Raw genomic sequence first — 13,835 nt, forward strand, 5'->3', positions numbered from 1 at the left:
TTTTACCTAATGTTGAAGCGGCGCCGCAGATTGCGCAGCACCAGAAACACCCAGGGCCATATTAACATCGTCGTCAACGTCGACCAGAAATAGGCAAGATTCAGGCTGGCCTGGCTGAACAGGTGCTCGGCCCAGAATATCGTCATCTTGCCCACCAGTGAGAGGCCACCGATGATCAGGGCCTGCTGCCAGAGGGAGAAGTTGCGGATCTTCTGGAACTGGAAGGCTGCCAGATAGGTGGTGATGGCCATCGCCATCGCCCGCACACCGAGGGTGCTGCCAAGCAGCACATCCAGCAGCAGACCAGCTACCCAGGCGGTACCAACGTTGGTGCGATGGGGCAAAGCCAGCGCCCAGTAGATCAGCACCATGGCCAACCAGTCCGGACGGAAGGGATCAAATTCGAAAGGAAGCGGCAGGATCGACAGGCTCAAGGCCAGCAGGATCGAAATCCAGATCCAGATCCTGCCACTGGCGGGTTGTAGCATCAGCGCGTCGCTCCTGCGGCGGACGCAGCCGGCGCGGCAGCTTCACCAACCTCATCATGCACTTCAGGATTCTTGTCGGTCCACAGCAGCAGCAAGTAACGCAAGCGATCCAGCTCCACCAGCGGCTTGGCTTCGACCTGGGCGAAGGGCTTGCCCTCCACATACTCGGAGCGAGTCACGGTCGCCACCGGATACCCTTCCGGGAAACGGCCGCCAAGACCCGAGGTCACCAGCAGATCACCCACCTGAATATCGGTGTTGCGCGGCAGGTTGCGCAGCTCCAGCGTGTCGAGCTCGCCACTGCCGGAGGCGATGGCGCGCAAGTCGTTACGCAGCACCCGCACCGGAATGCCGTGGCTGGAGTCGGTGATCAGCAGCACGCGACTGGTGGTGGAGCCCACATGGAGCACCTGACCAATCACCCCCTGATCAGTGATCACCGCCTGACCGTTATAGACGCCATTCAGCGCACCTTTGTTGATCAGCACCTGATGACTAAAAGGATCGGAATCCACCGACAGCAGCTCGGCCACCATCTTGCGGGACTCTTTATGCACCGGCGAACCGAGCAGCTCGCGCAGCCGCTGGTTCTCGTGCTCCAGATGATCCATCTTGAGCAAACGGGAACGCAGGGTGAACAGCTGTTGTTCCTGCAGCTTGGTCTGTTCGATGAGATCGGCACGGGTCTGCACCTGGGTCGACATGGTGTCGAGCAGGGTACCGGGCGCATTGGCCATGTATTGCAGGGGACTGACTAACGAACTGAGGTAGACGCGGACGTGGGTAAACACACCGAAGCGGGAATCCGCGACGATGGCAGCGATGGAGATGATGACGGCGAGAAACAACCGTAACTGAAGCGAAGGGCCTCTACCAAAAATGGGTTTCATGGGTCGTCAAAAAAGAGCCGGCACGCTGGCCGGCTTTGGGTCTTATTCGTAGTGGAACAGGTCGCCACCGTGCATATCAATCAGCTCCAGCGCCTTGCCGCCACCTCGGGCCACACAGGTGAGGGGATCTTCAGCAACGACAACAGGAATGCCGGTTTCTTCCATCAGCAGACGGTCGATGTCTTTGAGCAGTGCGCCACCACCGGTCAGCACCATGCCGCGCTCGGAGATGTCGGACGCCAGTTCCGGCGGTGACTGCTCCAGCGCCACCATGACAGCAGCGACGATACCGGACAGCGGCTCTTGCAGCGCTTCCAGGATCTCGTTGGAGTTGAGGGTAAAGCTGCGCGGTACACCTTCAGCCAGGTTACGGCCACGCACTTCAATCTCGCGCACCTCTTCACCCGGATAGGCGGAACCGATCTCGTGCTTGATCCGCTCGGCAGTGGCTTCACCGATCAGGCTGCCGTAGTTGCGACGGACGTAGCTGATGATAGCTTCATCAAACTTGTCGCCACCGATACGGACGGACTGGGAGTAAACCACACCGTTCAGGGAGATGATGGCCACTTCAGTGGTACCACCACCGATATCAACCACCATGGAACCGGTTGCTTCGGAGACTGGCAGGCCAGCACCGATAGCAGCAGCCATAGGCTCATCGATCAGGTAGACCTCGCGGGCACCGGCGCCCAGCGCGGACTCCTTGATGGCGCGACGCTCGACCTGAGTGGAACCACACGGCACGCACACCAGCACACGGGGGCTGGGGCGGAAATAGTTATTGTCGTGAACCTGCTTGATGAAGTGCTGCAGCATCTTCTCGGTCACGTAGAAATCAGCGATCACGCCATCTTTCATCGGGCGGATGGCAGAGATGTTGCCTGGGGTACGGCCCAGCATCTGCTTGGCGGCATGACCGACAGCAGCGACCGATTTGGCGTTCCCGCGCTCTGTGCGAATGGCGACAACTGAGGGTTCGTTAAGGACGATCCCTTGATCTTTTACATAGATCAGGGTGTTGGCAGTTCCCAAATCGATCGACAGATCGTTGGAAAAAACGCCTCTGAGCTTTTTAAACATGGCTACGGGAAATCCTAAGAATTTGGAGGTGCAGAAAACCGGCTAACTTTACCAATGCCCACCCCAATGGGCAAGCGCTCAAACTGTCGCCAGTCAATCAGTCGCGACAAAAGTGCGAGTCATCACTCACTGCCGCGGGCTTACAAACGCTAATAAACAAGGAGATAGGGGGTAAGATCCGGAAGATCCATCCCCCCATCTCCGTTACTGCATCACTTCACGTCGATAAATAATTCTGTCATTACCACGGCTGGAGCCGAAAATGGCCTCCCCTTTCAGATTACTCTCATTGACACTCGCCGGTTCAGACAACCACGTCGGCGAAGATGGCTGTTTTGCCAAATCGACCTTGTAGGGGATGCGTACCGAGATATCCGGCTTGGCAAAGTGGAACAGGATCTCCCCGTCTTTCGCCAGCGCAGCATCACCACCCGGTGCCGAGCTTCCCAACCCCAGCTTGATCTTGCGACCCGCCCCCAGATTCAACTCGCGGGTCGCCGCATCAAAGGTCTGGCTCGGGTTGATGAAAGTGAACCCCTGATTGGCCAAAGAGAGCTGGGTACATTGGTCTTCCTTATTCAGCAGCCAGTTGCCCCCGTCGTAATATTGCATCCGCTGTGGAATGGCCAGCGGTGCCGACGCAACACCGGCCTCAGTCCCTGCCAAAAGGCGGCCATACAACAGTTTTTGAGTGCCCAGCCGCACGGCATCACAACTAGCCCCAACGCAGGCTCCTGCTACAGCCGCATTCATATTCGGCGTCGCTAAGCGCGTGTTACTGCCATCCTTATCATCGACTTTGATACCAAAGCTCAACGAAGCGAACGGTGCCTCTGGACTAGCAGCACGATCAAAGCGGGTATTCAGCCCGAAAGGTGACTGCTGATTAACGCTCGCAATACCACTTGCCCAGCTGAGCGAGGGAGATAGTGTAATACGCTTGTCACGCGCAACCCCATCCAGAGCATTGGCCGCCACCATCTCAGCAACCCCTTTAGCGAACGCCCCCTGATAGTTCTGTGTCGTTCCTTGCTGCAGATTGCGCGCAGTGATGACAAAACCGCTGGCAAAGGGTTGACTCATATATGTGAAGGCATTGCAGGCTGGCGTAATAAAACCACCACTCAACCTGTAATCCCAAGGCACAAAACGGCCGATGGGTTCACTCCAGCGCAATGGCACCTTCAACTGGGGCGTCTCGTCCTGATAACCTGGATAGGGCACAAAATCAGTAATACCCGCCTTGAGCACCCCCACTTCATCCCACTTTGCTATCGTGCTACTCACGCCTTTAGAGATAGATAACAAGGCCGGTGACACTGTGCCATTCACGCCTGTTAGTGGGGCCAGCCTCGCCCATTGCACGGCCAAATTTGTCGCGCCAAAACCGGGGGTAAGGTCCCCCAGTTGATTAAGCGCCTGGGCCTGCAGCGTGAACTCTGCACCAGCCTTGCTATACACGCCACAGTTGGCCATATAGCTTGTATCATCTGCTCCACTACAAGCAGGTTGGTCCTGACCTCGCAATAGAATAGAACTTGGCAACACCGCAAACGTGTCGCTGCCAATCAGCTTGAGGGTACCTGTGGCATCGCTTTTTTGGAAAGTAGCGTCCAACCGCAGCACGCCCGCATCCGGGTATTGCACTGTCAGCTGACCAACACCATCTCCATTAAACGGCACGATAACGCTTCCCGATGGTGCGACAGCTGTGCTATTGACCATCGGCACGGCACTACTGACCTCAGAGACGACCTTGGTCGATGCAAATTGGAGGGTCTGATTACCGGTCAGTAATGGCACACATACCTTGGTCGCCCCCGCATCGTTTGATTTGATAGCGCGGATCGAGGTAACACCCGAGGCACCGGCATAGAAGGTGGGCACATTGAAACGCAGTGCAGCATCGGCAAACGGGAGCGTGCAATATTGTTTCGCGGGCCCTAATGAACCAGATCGACACAAGGTATCACTCTGTGGCCGCAGTGGCGGAGTCGAACTTGACACCCCCATAGTGATTGAATTGGCCGAATAATTACTCAACATCACTTTGGTGGCACCATTAGTAATGGTCACAATGCCATTGTTGACATTATTTAAACCACTGCCTGACGACCAGCCACCATTCGTAATAGGATGGGGAGTAAGTGCCGCCGTCACCGTTTCTGACATCAATTGCGAGCAATCTGCATTGGCACAGGCTTTAATCGTAACTTCTTCTGGTTGACACGTAATTCCCTGCCCTGAATGGGAAAACTCAAAATGATGCACCTGAACCCCGACAGGGTTCACTTTCAAAGCACATATCTTTACGTTGTCGATGTCATGTTTGTTGTTTGAACCACCCGTTGAACCAGTGAACGACAAATAAAAGTTTTCGGGTATAGGGGACTGCCCAGGTTCCTTAATGGCATCAAATGATGAAATGCCAGACACAGCTGCATAGCCAGCACCGACATTTCTCTCCAGCGAAACCATGGTTTTATTTCCCGAACGGGAATCAACAGTCAAGCGATAGCGATGTGGGAAGGTAGGGTAACCTTTACCATTGTGTATCGGAGGGCTCAGAGTTGCTGAACCATACAGATACCGATATCCAGTCGTACCGGAGCCCGAGCCTCGAATAGCAATTGAATTCTTGCGGCTAGGTTGATTATTACTACCGCCTTCAGCAGAAAAGTTACCAAATTCATCAATGCCGACACCCAACCAGCCACCTGCGAATCCGGGTGCAGTACTGCCTTTATGGCCATACCCCAGCGGTCCACCAAATGCACCCGGCTGAGGGGTTATCTTGGCGTCTGACAACACCATGGCAATACCATCTGCACCAGTACCACCATAAGCGGAATGATCGAACTCTACCGTTACCAGGTTATTAGCCGCAGGAAATAATTTCAGGTAGGTCAATGAGGTGGCTTGATCATTTTTATCTTCTGTTAAACGCAAGCGCCCTTCTTGAATAGAAGGGGAAAATGTACCTTTACTGGTTTTAACTACCCATTCAGGCTTGAGTGCTAATGAATTAAAATCATCGTTAAAACATTGCAACTCAGGTTCAAATTTCTGTACGGTATCTCTTATGATGCCATTACTATTCATTGTCAGGCTTTCACTTGTGACTCGCCCATTTATTACCGAGTTTGAATTTATCACCACGGCACCAGCAGAATATACGTAGCCAGTAAGCGCTGAATTGGAGTTTGGTTTCACATCAGAGTAACCAAACAATAGCAATGAGCGTTCCGAAGCTGTTCCGTTCGCATCTGAATTAAAAAAACCATTGATATCAAAATTGTTTTTTACAAAAACTCTAACATCACCAATTAATTTGACAGCCTTTCCAGCAGACAGGTTAAGTTGTTCAATCCAGTAATCCCCAGGCCCTAATGTTATATCTTTATTTACATTAAGGACGTTAATGAACACCTCTTTTTCTTTTGGCAAAATGCTGAAATCTTTGCAACCACCATTTATGCTTACTTGGCCAAAGTTATTTTCACCATCACCAATTATCACACTACCACCATTACACTCAACATTATTTTCCGGTAATGACGTATATTTAAAGCTATTCCCACCTTCTATACTAATCCCTTGAGCTGTCACGGGAGGAGACGTTAACTTACACGTTATCCTGCCTCCTTTTAAATCATCACACCCATCATTAGGTGGGTAATCATTTATAGTGCAAAATTTCAGCGAATCTGCATTGGTACCATATATTTTAGCAGTGCCATACTGAACCAGCCCATCATTATTAACACCGCTACATACAGTATTATTTCCACCTTGGTGACCTTGTACAACAGCAGGAAAAACTTTATTTATATCAATATCAAAAGCGTAAGCATTGAATGTAGTTAAACTAATAGCAACAGCTTTTAGTAGTAATAAGTGAAGGCTAGATTTCATCATTTAGCTCCATCATAAGCTTCGGCCATCAGGGTTCTGCTTACTGCAAAATCGGGGTTGGCGCTGTTGGGATTAGCAGTGCCACATTGACCAATACTCTGTAGCCGATAGCCTGTGCTTGGCTGGTTGTTATAGGTCACCGCGATCTCCCTGCAGCTGACCTCCACCTGGCAGCCCGTCAACCCAAGTTCGCTAAACTGACGCGAGGCCTGCACCAAGCTGCATCGAGCCGCAGGTGGCGTGGTCGGTCGGTTGGGAAAAAGCTGGTACAACGCTACTTCAAGCCCGCTTTGGGCAGCCAGCAGGGCACGCACGCTGCGCACCTCCACCGTATTTTTCTCGCCGCTATCGACCAGAAAACGGCCCATAGCTGCCGCCAGCAGGGCCATCACCACAATCACAAACAGAGCGATCATCAAGGCGCTGCCTCGCATCCGTCCGAAAGCCTGTAGATCAGGGCACATTGAACACCTCTATCTTGTGGTTGAAGGTGACCGACTCCCCCTTGCGCTCGAACACAAAGCGCATACCAAACTCCCCTTCGGCGTTAAACGCCGAGGTTTCCCGATAGAAGGTGCCAATACGAAGGGAATCCGCCATCAACACGCCCTGTGCAGGTAAGGATGCTCCAATGGGGGCAGTGGCACGGGTCAGCGTGTTTCCTTCCACACAGTAACGTACCTGCTGGTTGGCAAAGTAGACCCGGCTGCCTGGAGAGAGGCCAGTCAGACTCTCGGTGCTGGTATAGCGGATGGTTTGCGCTCCGGATACGGGCGTCAGCACATCCGTGACCTTGGCTACGCAGCGGCCATAATCGCAGCCTGCCGTGAGCGAACCGACTTTTTTGTCCGGCACGGGGAAGACGATCAGCTGATCATCTTTTTTGACGGCGGTGGCATCCACATCCAGCGGATTGGCAGCAGAAGCCGGGGTCGCCATCACCAGCTCAAGGGTGGCCGTGCTCCCCGACATGGCGCGGTTAAGTGCCAGATAGCGGCTGGAGGTGCTGATGGGCCAGAACCGCAAACAGGCACCGGTGTCGTCCCATGTCCCGCCAGTCGTCTCGATCCGCTCCGAGCCCGGCACCGCATCACGCAGTTCGCGGTTAAGCCGCTCCATGGCGAAGCGGGCGTCGCTCATCAGCTGCTCACGGCTGCTGGCATCACCATAAATCTGGGTGCCGATACCGATAAACTGGCTGGTAAAGGTCGCCATGATGCCGAGCAGCAGGATTACCATCACCAGCTCAACCAGGGTAAAACCCCGGCTACGCCCCAGTTTGGCGCAGGTGCGATTAGCCGGTAGGCGTAATCGGACGTCGGAAGTAGCTGCAGGAGCAGACATTCGGGCAGGCAGGCAACACCCGACAGCGGAGCGATCCATCAGTAGTTCCCCCGGTAAAAGGAGAAGTCGAGCACGCTCCCATCCGGCAGCTTTACCTGCAACAGGATCCGCTTGCCGATAGACTCCGCCTTAAGGCCCGAGCTTCCAAACAGGTTATCTGGCGTGACGGAGATCCTCACCTGATAGTTGCGATACTCATCGTCGTTATTCGTCACCACGCTGGTTTGCGTAAACCAGCTGGCCTGTTGCCAGCTGCCTGCAGTATCAAAATCATCCACATCATTAAAGGTGTAGGGTGCCGCTTCACCACTATCTGGGCCATAAGCGCTGGCTTGCCAACCGGTGATGGCTGGAGCAGGAGGCTGCTGGGTACAAGCCACACCCACAGGGCAACTGCAGTCCCCGTAAAACTGGCCATTGAAGGTCTCGCCACAGCGATAGCGACCACCGTTATGATCCGACTGTTCATCAAACGACTTTTGCAGGATCTCACCGGAGAGGCGCTGGGCCAGTTGGGCGGCACGCACCTGTTGCACCGGATCCACCGCCTGCGGCGCCTGATTGATCAACAACCCCAAAATTCCGGTCAAGGCTACCGCCAGCAGCACTATGCCGACGATCAACTCAATCAGGGTAAAACCGCGCTTAAGGGATCTCATGGATAAACCCCTCGGATTCAATCTTGATGCGGCTAGTCTCACGGCCATCGGTTACTTGCAGGGTACAACCCGTCGCACAGGGGCCCAGCGGCCGCCCCATCTGATCAAAGCGGATAACAAAAGGAGTATTGCCATTGTTCCAGGAGAGGGTGATCCCGGCAGAAAGAGTCACTGGACGACCACGGGTGAGCTGATTGGGATTCCAACTCGATATGGCCGCAGGATTGTCACAGGGGGACTCTGTGCTGTGGCCAAATTGGCCCGCTTCAACAAGCAGTGAGGTACAACGATTGGCCGGTTCGTGCATATTGACGGTCTGTACCAACCGCAGCCGGGTCAGCAGCTCGTCACGCACGGTTTGAGTTTCAAAGCCGCCTTTGCCCAGCCATTTGGGCACGGCAAAGGCGGCCAGAATCCCGATTAACAGGATCACCAGTACCAGTTCAATCAGGGTAAAGCCCTTGGTTGCAGGCATGGAGGTTCTCATCAGTGAAAAGAGAAAGCGAGGCCGAAGCCTCGCTTGCACGCTTACTTACAGGTATCCGCCAATTTAACCTTGAAAGGAGTATCTTTATCAGCAGCCTGCGTATAGGTCACATAACAAGAGTTACCCTTTGTATTATCAGGATAAAAATCTGCAGTGCTTCCTGTAGGAGTCGCAGGAGAAACAGACCAGCCATCCAATGTAAGTGCATTTTTAACTGTCGCAGCAGTCGGATAACCATAAATAGCCTGAACTGTAGTTCCAGCAACAGATACAGCAGAAGACGATGCCTCAAGACCTTCTAAAGCGGCCTTGCTATAAACCAGATTGGCAGCACTCTGCAGTGCAGATTGAACACCCTGCGCTGCAGACTTACGAGCATCATCCTGCAGATTCAGGAACTTGGGTGCAGCAGTAACTGCCAGAATACCCAGAATGATAATCACGATAACCAGTTCGATCAGGGTAAAACCCGCCTGTTTTTTCATTTCACTTTCCTCTGTTAATTAATATTGGTGGTCACCTGACCGGAGGCCGGACGGTAACTGAAACTCATAAATGCATCAGTTTTGCCTTGCGGATCCTGATACTTGCCATCACTGCCCTTACTCAGACTATTGACCAGATAGTAGCGGCAGACCGAACTCAGGCCATTACTGCTCACTGTGGCATAGTATTTCAGGTCATTCCCGCTACCGCGCACTTCATTGAAGCTGGCCGTAGCCTTGGGCGGGTTTTGCAGTAACCCCTCCCAAATATTGAGACAACGATCTGCGGTCAGATTGGTCGGGTCCACATCCGGTGTGCCGCTGGCGGCGCTATCCATCGGATAACCGGGGGACAGTTCGCCATTGCTGATCTGGCTGTCGGTCGGCGTGGTCAAATAGAAACGGCTGCCATCATAGAGCACGGTATTGAGGCTGTCCTGCTTGGCTCGCCCCTCAGCTTCCCACTGGGCCCGCACCAGCGAGACACCGGTAGCAAAACCGCCGGAAACCCCTTCCACACTGGCCTTTTTCGCTTCATCTGTCACATCGAGAAAACGGGGCAACGCGGTTACCGCCAGGATCCCCAGGATCACGATCACGATCACCAGCTCAATCAGGGAGAAGCCTGATGCGTCTCTCATCATCCCGTTCTGTGGCATTGATGGTGCCATTGGTTTCATTGACATGCTCCCTTGGTAAGGGCCGGCATTATTCCATGCTGGCCTAAAAAAATCATGTACTTGGACCATATGATTAGCTTCATTCAAGGCTTTTTTATCACTCGTCCGTCAGCAAATTGATAAAAAAGCCAATAGCTATCCCAACCTATCTCGCAACCGCTGCCATCGGGGCGGGCCAGAAACTGCAGCGGAGGCAAGCCGCTGTCCGTCTCCCCCACCAGCGCCAGCCACAACTGGCGGCAATTTTCCGAAGGGGATTGCAGTGGCACTAGCCCCAGGGGCCAACCGCGGGCGTCAAACTGCCACCCCTTTCCCACCACATGCAGCACTGGTGGACGCCGCTCATCAAGCCAACGTCCGTGCAAACGCTGTGCCCGTTCGGCAAACTGCTCTCCCAGCAGGGTGAGGGTGAGCTGCTGCGCCTCCTCCCGGTTGCTCTGATAGCTGCGCACCAGGGTTGCGACGATCACCAGCAGCAAGATCACAACGGCAATCTGCCGATATCCCGCCAGCCAGCGATCATCTTGCTGCGTCTGTCTGCTCATTTCGTCCTTTGCTTCCCAAACCCACGCTTAGGGTGTCACTTTCCTCTGAGGGCACGCATCATGCCCCACCACCGGGACATGAAGATATCGAGTTACTTGCCTATTACGGCCCTCATCATGTCCCACCACTCAGGTGTGAAGATGCCGAGTTACTTGCCTCTTACGGCTCTCATCATGTTCCACCACTGGGACGTAAAGATATCCAGCTCCAGCAAGATTACTTGCCGCGAACCGCGCGCATCATGTCCCACATTGGCGTAAAGATGCCGAGCGCCAGGATCAACACCATCACTGCCACGATCCCGATCAGGATCGGCTCGATGCGGGCGGTAAGGCTCTTGAGGTCATAATCCACCTCCCGCTCGTAATACTCGGCCGCCTCGTGCAACAGATCATCGACCTGACCTGTCTCTTCCCCTACCGAAATCATCTGCATCACCAGCGGGGTAAACAAGCCGCTGCTACCGGCGGTGCGCAGCAGGCTCTCGCCCCGTTCGATACCGGCGCGCATGTCCCGCACCTTGCCAGCCATAAAGGCGTTATCCACTGCATCGGCCACCAGGGTCAAGGCGGTATTCAGCGGGACGCCGGCTTTAAGCATCATGGAAAAACTGCGGGCAAACCGGGCCAGCAGGGAACGCTCTATGATGGTGCCGACAATCGGCAATTTGAGTTGCCATCTGTGCCAGGTCAGCTTGCCCTTGGTAGTGGCAACCCAGCGACGCCAGCTAAACACCATCCCCGCCAGCATGGCGAGCAGCAGCCACCAGTAGTTGACGAAAAAGTGAGAAGTGGCGAGCAGGATGCGGGTCGCCAGCGGTAACTCCACCCCGAATTTGGCGAACATACCGGCAAACACCGGGATCACCATGATATTGAGGATCACCATGGCGATGCCGATGGCGATCATCACGAAACTGGGGTAGCGCATGGCGGTCTTGATCCGCTTGCGGGTCTCCAGCTCCAGCTCGAAATAGGTGGCAAGCTGCAAGAAGGCCTCTTCCAGCTGACCGGTGTTCTCACCCACATGGATGATGGCGACAAACAGGCTATTAAACACCTTGGGGTGAGCCTGCATCGAGCTCGACAGTGGCCGACCGTTACCCAGATCCTCCCCCAGTGAATGGAGTGCCCGCTTGAGCGGCTTGCTGTGGGAACTCTCCTCCAATCCGGCGATGGCGCGCAGGATCGGGATCCCGGCCCGGGTCAGGGCATACATCTGGCGGCTGAAGATCACCAGCTCGTCCAGCTTGACGCCCCCTTCCAGCAGCAGTGACCAGTCGATGGCGGCGGATTTGGCCTTGCCCGGTTTAAGCTCGGTCGGCATCACCCCACGGCGCATCAACTGTTCGGCAGCGGCCATCTCGTTGGCCGCCTCAACGACGCCACTGGTGGCATTGCCCTGACTGTCACGACCCTTGTAGGCAAAGGAACTCATAAGATGTACCTGCCCCACAGCGCGCTAGCGTCATGGCAGCCATAGCAGGTGTTGGCAATGAAGTGAGTCATGGCTTACCCCAGATCCTCGGCCAGTCGCAGCACCTCGTCCACCGAGGTGATCCCCTGGCGGGCATAATCGAGCGCCGTCAGCGCCAGCGGGCGGAAGTGTTCGTGCTGACGCGCCGCCTTGGCAAATCCTTCTGCATCGTTACGGCGCAGGGCATCCATCATCGGTTGATCCAGCTCCAGCAGTTCGTACACCCCGATCCGGCCAGAATAGCCGGTAAAGTTGCAGCTCTGGCAGCCACGGCCCTTGTGATACGTGTGCTGGCCCGGCGCTTCGCCAGAGAGCACGGTGAGCCAGGTGGCCTGCCCTTCGTCCGGCGCACTCTCCTCGACGCAGTGCTCACACACCCGCCGCACCAGCCGCTGTGCGACCACAGCGCGCAGCGCACTCGCTACCAGATAACCCGGCGCGCCCATGTCGATCAGGCGCAGGGCACTGGTGATGGCATCGTTGGTGTGCAAGGTGGTCAGCACCAGGTGACCGGTGATGGCGCCGCGCAGGCCAATCTCCACGGTTTCGTTGTCCCGCATCTCCCCCACCAGCAGGATGTCCGGATCCTGACGCAGGGTGGAGCGCAGCACCTGAGAAAAGGTGAGACCGATCTTGGGGTTGACCTGCACCTGATTGACGCGGGAGAGGCGATACTCCACCGGATCTTCCACCGTGATGATCTTGTTGCTGGCCTGGTTGAGCTCGGAGAGCGCACCATAGAGGGTGGTGGTCTTGCCGCTACCGGTCGGGCCGGTCACCAGGATCATACCGTGAGGACGGTGCAGCTGACGGCGAAAACGGGTCAGGATATCCGGCGGCATGCCACTGTCAGTCAGTGACAGGATGCCGGAGGATTGATCCAGCAGACGCATTACCACCGACTCGCCATACTGCACCGGCATGGTGGACATCCGCACATCCACATCACGGCCACGCACCTTCATGTTGAAGCGGCCATCTTGCGGCAAGCGCTTCTCGGAGATATCGAGCCCGGCCACCAGCTTGAGACGCAGCACCAGCGCCTGGGCAATGCGCACCTCGTTGAGGATATTTTCGTGGAGGATACCGTCGATCCGCTGGCGAATGCGCAGCACCTTTTCGTCCGGTTCGATGTGGATATCCGAGGCCCCCACCTGCACCGCATCTTCGAACAGGGAGCGCAGCAGCTTGGCCACCGTCGCCTCCCCCTCGTCATTGGCGCCCAGATTGCTGGAGCCCAGCTCGAAACCGGAGTCCTGATACTCCTCCTGCAGCTGTTCGGCGAAGCTCTCGATCTCGCGGGTACGGCGATAGAGGCGGTCGAAGTACTCCAGCAGTTGCCCTTCCCGTGCTACCGCCAGCACCATGATGCGCGGGCTGAGCAAGGCGGCAATGGCATCCAGTGCGCTCAGATCCGCAGGATCCGACATGGCCACAGTCACCCGGTCGTCGGTGAGGTTGACTGCCAGCGCCCTATAACGGCGCGCCTGCACTTCAGGCAGCAGCGGCACTGCGGCGGCATCGATGGTGAGGTTGTTGAGATCGAAGAAGGGCACATTCAGCTGACGAGCCAAGAACTGCAGCAACTGCACTTCGCTGATAAAACCGAGGTCAATCAGGGTCGAGCCCAGCTTGCGACCGGTCTGACGCTGCTGCAGGGCAAGCTGCAGCTGATCATCAGAGATGATCTGCTCTTGTACCAGCAGGTCGCCGAGGCGCATTTTCAGTCTGGGTTGTGCCATTACTACTCCGATAAATGTGATTCAAAACCCGCCACCAAGC

At 55.4% G+C, this 13,835-nt stretch carries 13 protein-coding genes; all 13 read right to left on the bottom strand.

Features of this window, described 5'->3' with window-relative positions:
* Positions 1–2: 2 nt before the first annotated feature.
* The 13 genes from mreD to mshE all read right to left on the bottom strand — a co-directional run bounded on the left by mreD (position 3) and on the right by mshE (position 13,795).
* Positions 3–488: a rod shape-determining protein MreD gene (gene mreD, locus BN1135_RS06185; RefSeq protein ID WP_042019648.1), complete on the bottom strand. Its 486-nt coding sequence runs from the start codon at positions 486–488 to the stop codon at positions 3–5.
* Complete coding sequence (mreC, locus tag BN1135_RS06190) at positions 488–1,378, bottom strand: rod shape-determining protein MreC (RefSeq protein ID WP_042019650.1); 891 nt, start codon at positions 1,376–1,378, stop codon at positions 488–490. Before mreC ends, mreD begins: the two co-directional genes overlap by 1 nt.
* Positions 1,379–1,420: 42 nt before the next feature.
* Entirely contained in the window at positions 1,421–2,461 is a 1,041-nt protein-coding gene (locus BN1135_RS06195) for a rod shape-determining protein (RefSeq protein ID WP_042019651.1), read from the bottom strand.
* A 204-nt stretch (positions 2,462–2,665) separates the two neighbouring features.
* On the bottom strand, positions 2,666–6,379 hold the full coding sequence (locus tag BN1135_RS06200) for a DUF6701 domain-containing protein (protein ID WP_223290101.1): 3,714 nt from the start codon (positions 6,377–6,379) through the stop codon (positions 2,666–2,668).
* Complete coding sequence (locus BN1135_RS06205; protein WP_139245154.1) at positions 6,376–6,792, bottom strand: MSHA biogenesis protein MshP; 417 nt, start codon at positions 6,790–6,792, stop codon at positions 6,376–6,378. The genes BN1135_RS06200 and BN1135_RS06205 overlap by 4 nt, the downstream gene beginning before the upstream one ends.
* A 37-nt stretch (positions 6,793–6,829) precedes the next feature.
* On the bottom strand, positions 6,830–7,759 hold the full coding sequence (locus BN1135_RS06210; RefSeq protein ID WP_396027165.1) for a PilW family protein: 930 nt from the start codon (positions 7,757–7,759) through the stop codon (positions 6,830–6,832).
* A complete protein-coding gene (locus BN1135_RS06215; protein ID WP_042019657.1) occupies positions 7,759–8,379 on the bottom strand; it encodes a type IV pilus modification PilV family protein in 621 nt (206 codons plus the stop codon). The genes BN1135_RS06210 and BN1135_RS06215 overlap by 1 nt, the downstream gene beginning before the upstream one ends.
* A complete protein-coding gene (locus BN1135_RS06220; RefSeq protein WP_042019659.1) occupies positions 8,366–8,854 on the bottom strand; it encodes a prepilin-type N-terminal cleavage/methylation domain-containing protein in 489 nt (162 codons plus the stop codon). The genes BN1135_RS06215 and BN1135_RS06220 overlap by 14 nt, the downstream gene beginning before the upstream one ends.
* Positions 8,855–8,907: 53 nt before the next feature.
* Positions 8,908–9,351, bottom strand: coding sequence for a prepilin-type N-terminal cleavage/methylation domain-containing protein (locus BN1135_RS22615; protein WP_042019661.1), 444 nt, complete (start codon positions 9,349–9,351; stop codon positions 8,908–8,910).
* Positions 9,352–9,365: 14 nt separating this feature from the next.
* On the bottom strand, positions 9,366–10,037 hold the full coding sequence (locus BN1135_RS06230; protein ID WP_042019662.1) for a prepilin-type N-terminal cleavage/methylation domain-containing protein: 672 nt from the start codon (positions 10,035–10,037) through the stop codon (positions 9,366–9,368).
* Positions 10,038–10,114: 77 nt separating this feature from the next.
* On the bottom strand, positions 10,115–10,576 hold the full coding sequence (locus BN1135_RS06235) for a hypothetical protein (RefSeq protein ID WP_042019665.1): 462 nt from the start codon (positions 10,574–10,576) through the stop codon (positions 10,115–10,117).
* A 217-nt stretch (positions 10,577–10,793) separates the two neighbouring features.
* On the bottom strand, positions 10,794–12,014 hold the full coding sequence (locus BN1135_RS06240; RefSeq protein WP_042019667.1) for a type II secretion system F family protein: 1,221 nt from the start codon (positions 12,012–12,014) through the stop codon (positions 10,794–10,796).
* 74 nt (positions 12,015–12,088) lie between these two features.
* Positions 12,089–13,795, bottom strand: coding sequence for an MSHA fimbrial ATPase MshE (mshE, locus tag BN1135_RS06245; protein WP_042019670.1), 1,707 nt, complete (start codon positions 13,793–13,795; stop codon positions 12,089–12,091).
* Between the last annotated feature and the right edge of the window lie 40 nt (positions 13,796–13,835).

The sequence above is a fragment of the Aeromonas sobria genome (assembly GCF_000820145.1).
Classification (GTDB): Bacteria; Pseudomonadota; Gammaproteobacteria; order Enterobacterales; family Aeromonadaceae; genus Aeromonas; species Aeromonas sobria.

What these genes read in the sequence shown, in the direction of transcription:
- BN1135_RS06235 (WP_042019665.1), bottom strand. Translation starts at nt 10,576, where the DNA reads ATGAGCAGACAGACGCAGCAAGATGATCGCTGGCTGGCGGGATATCGG.
- BN1135_RS06215 (WP_042019657.1), bottom strand. Translation starts at nt 8,379, where the DNA reads ATGAGATCCCTTAAGCGCGGTTTTACCCTGATTGAGTTGATCGTCGGC.
- BN1135_RS22615 (WP_042019661.1), bottom strand. Translation starts at nt 9,351, where the DNA reads ATGAAAAAACAGGCGGGTTTTACCCTGATCGAACTGGTTATCGTGATT.
- BN1135_RS06205 (WP_139245154.1), bottom strand. Translation starts at nt 6,792, where the DNA reads ATGATCGCTCTGTTTGTGATTGTGGTGATGGCCCTGCTGGCGGCAGCT.
- BN1135_RS06240 (WP_042019667.1), bottom strand. Translation starts at nt 12,014, where the DNA reads ATGAGTTCCTTTGCCTACAAGGGTCGTGACAGTCAGGGCAATGCCACC.
- BN1135_RS06200 (WP_223290101.1), bottom strand. Translation starts at nt 6,379, where the DNA reads ATGATGAAATCTAGCCTTCACTTATTACTACTAAAAGCTGTTGCTATT.
- BN1135_RS06210 (WP_396027165.1), bottom strand. Translation starts at nt 7,759, where the DNA reads ATGGATCGCTCCGCTGTCGGGTGTTGCCTGCCTGCCCGAATGTCTGCT.
- BN1135_RS06195 (WP_042019651.1), bottom strand. Translation starts at nt 2,461, where the DNA reads ATGTTTAAAAAGCTCAGAGGCGTTTTTTCCAACGATCTGTCGATCGAT.
- mreD (WP_042019648.1), bottom strand. Translation starts at nt 488, where the DNA reads ATGCTACAACCCGCCAGTGGCAGGATCTGGATCTGGATTTCGATCCTG.
- mreC (WP_042019650.1), bottom strand. Translation starts at nt 1,378, where the DNA reads ATGAAACCCATTTTTGGTAGAGGCCCTTCGCTTCAGTTACGGTTGTTT.
- BN1135_RS06230 (WP_042019662.1), bottom strand. Translation starts at nt 10,037, where the DNA reads ATGTCAATGAAACCAATGGCACCATCAATGCCACAGAACGGGATGATG.
- BN1135_RS06220 (WP_042019659.1), bottom strand. Translation starts at nt 8,854, where the DNA reads ATGCCTGCAACCAAGGGCTTTACCCTGATTGAACTGGTACTGGTGATC.
- mshE (WP_042019670.1), bottom strand. Translation starts at nt 13,795, where the DNA reads ATGGCACAACCCAGACTGAAAATGCGCCTCGGCGACCTGCTGGTACAA.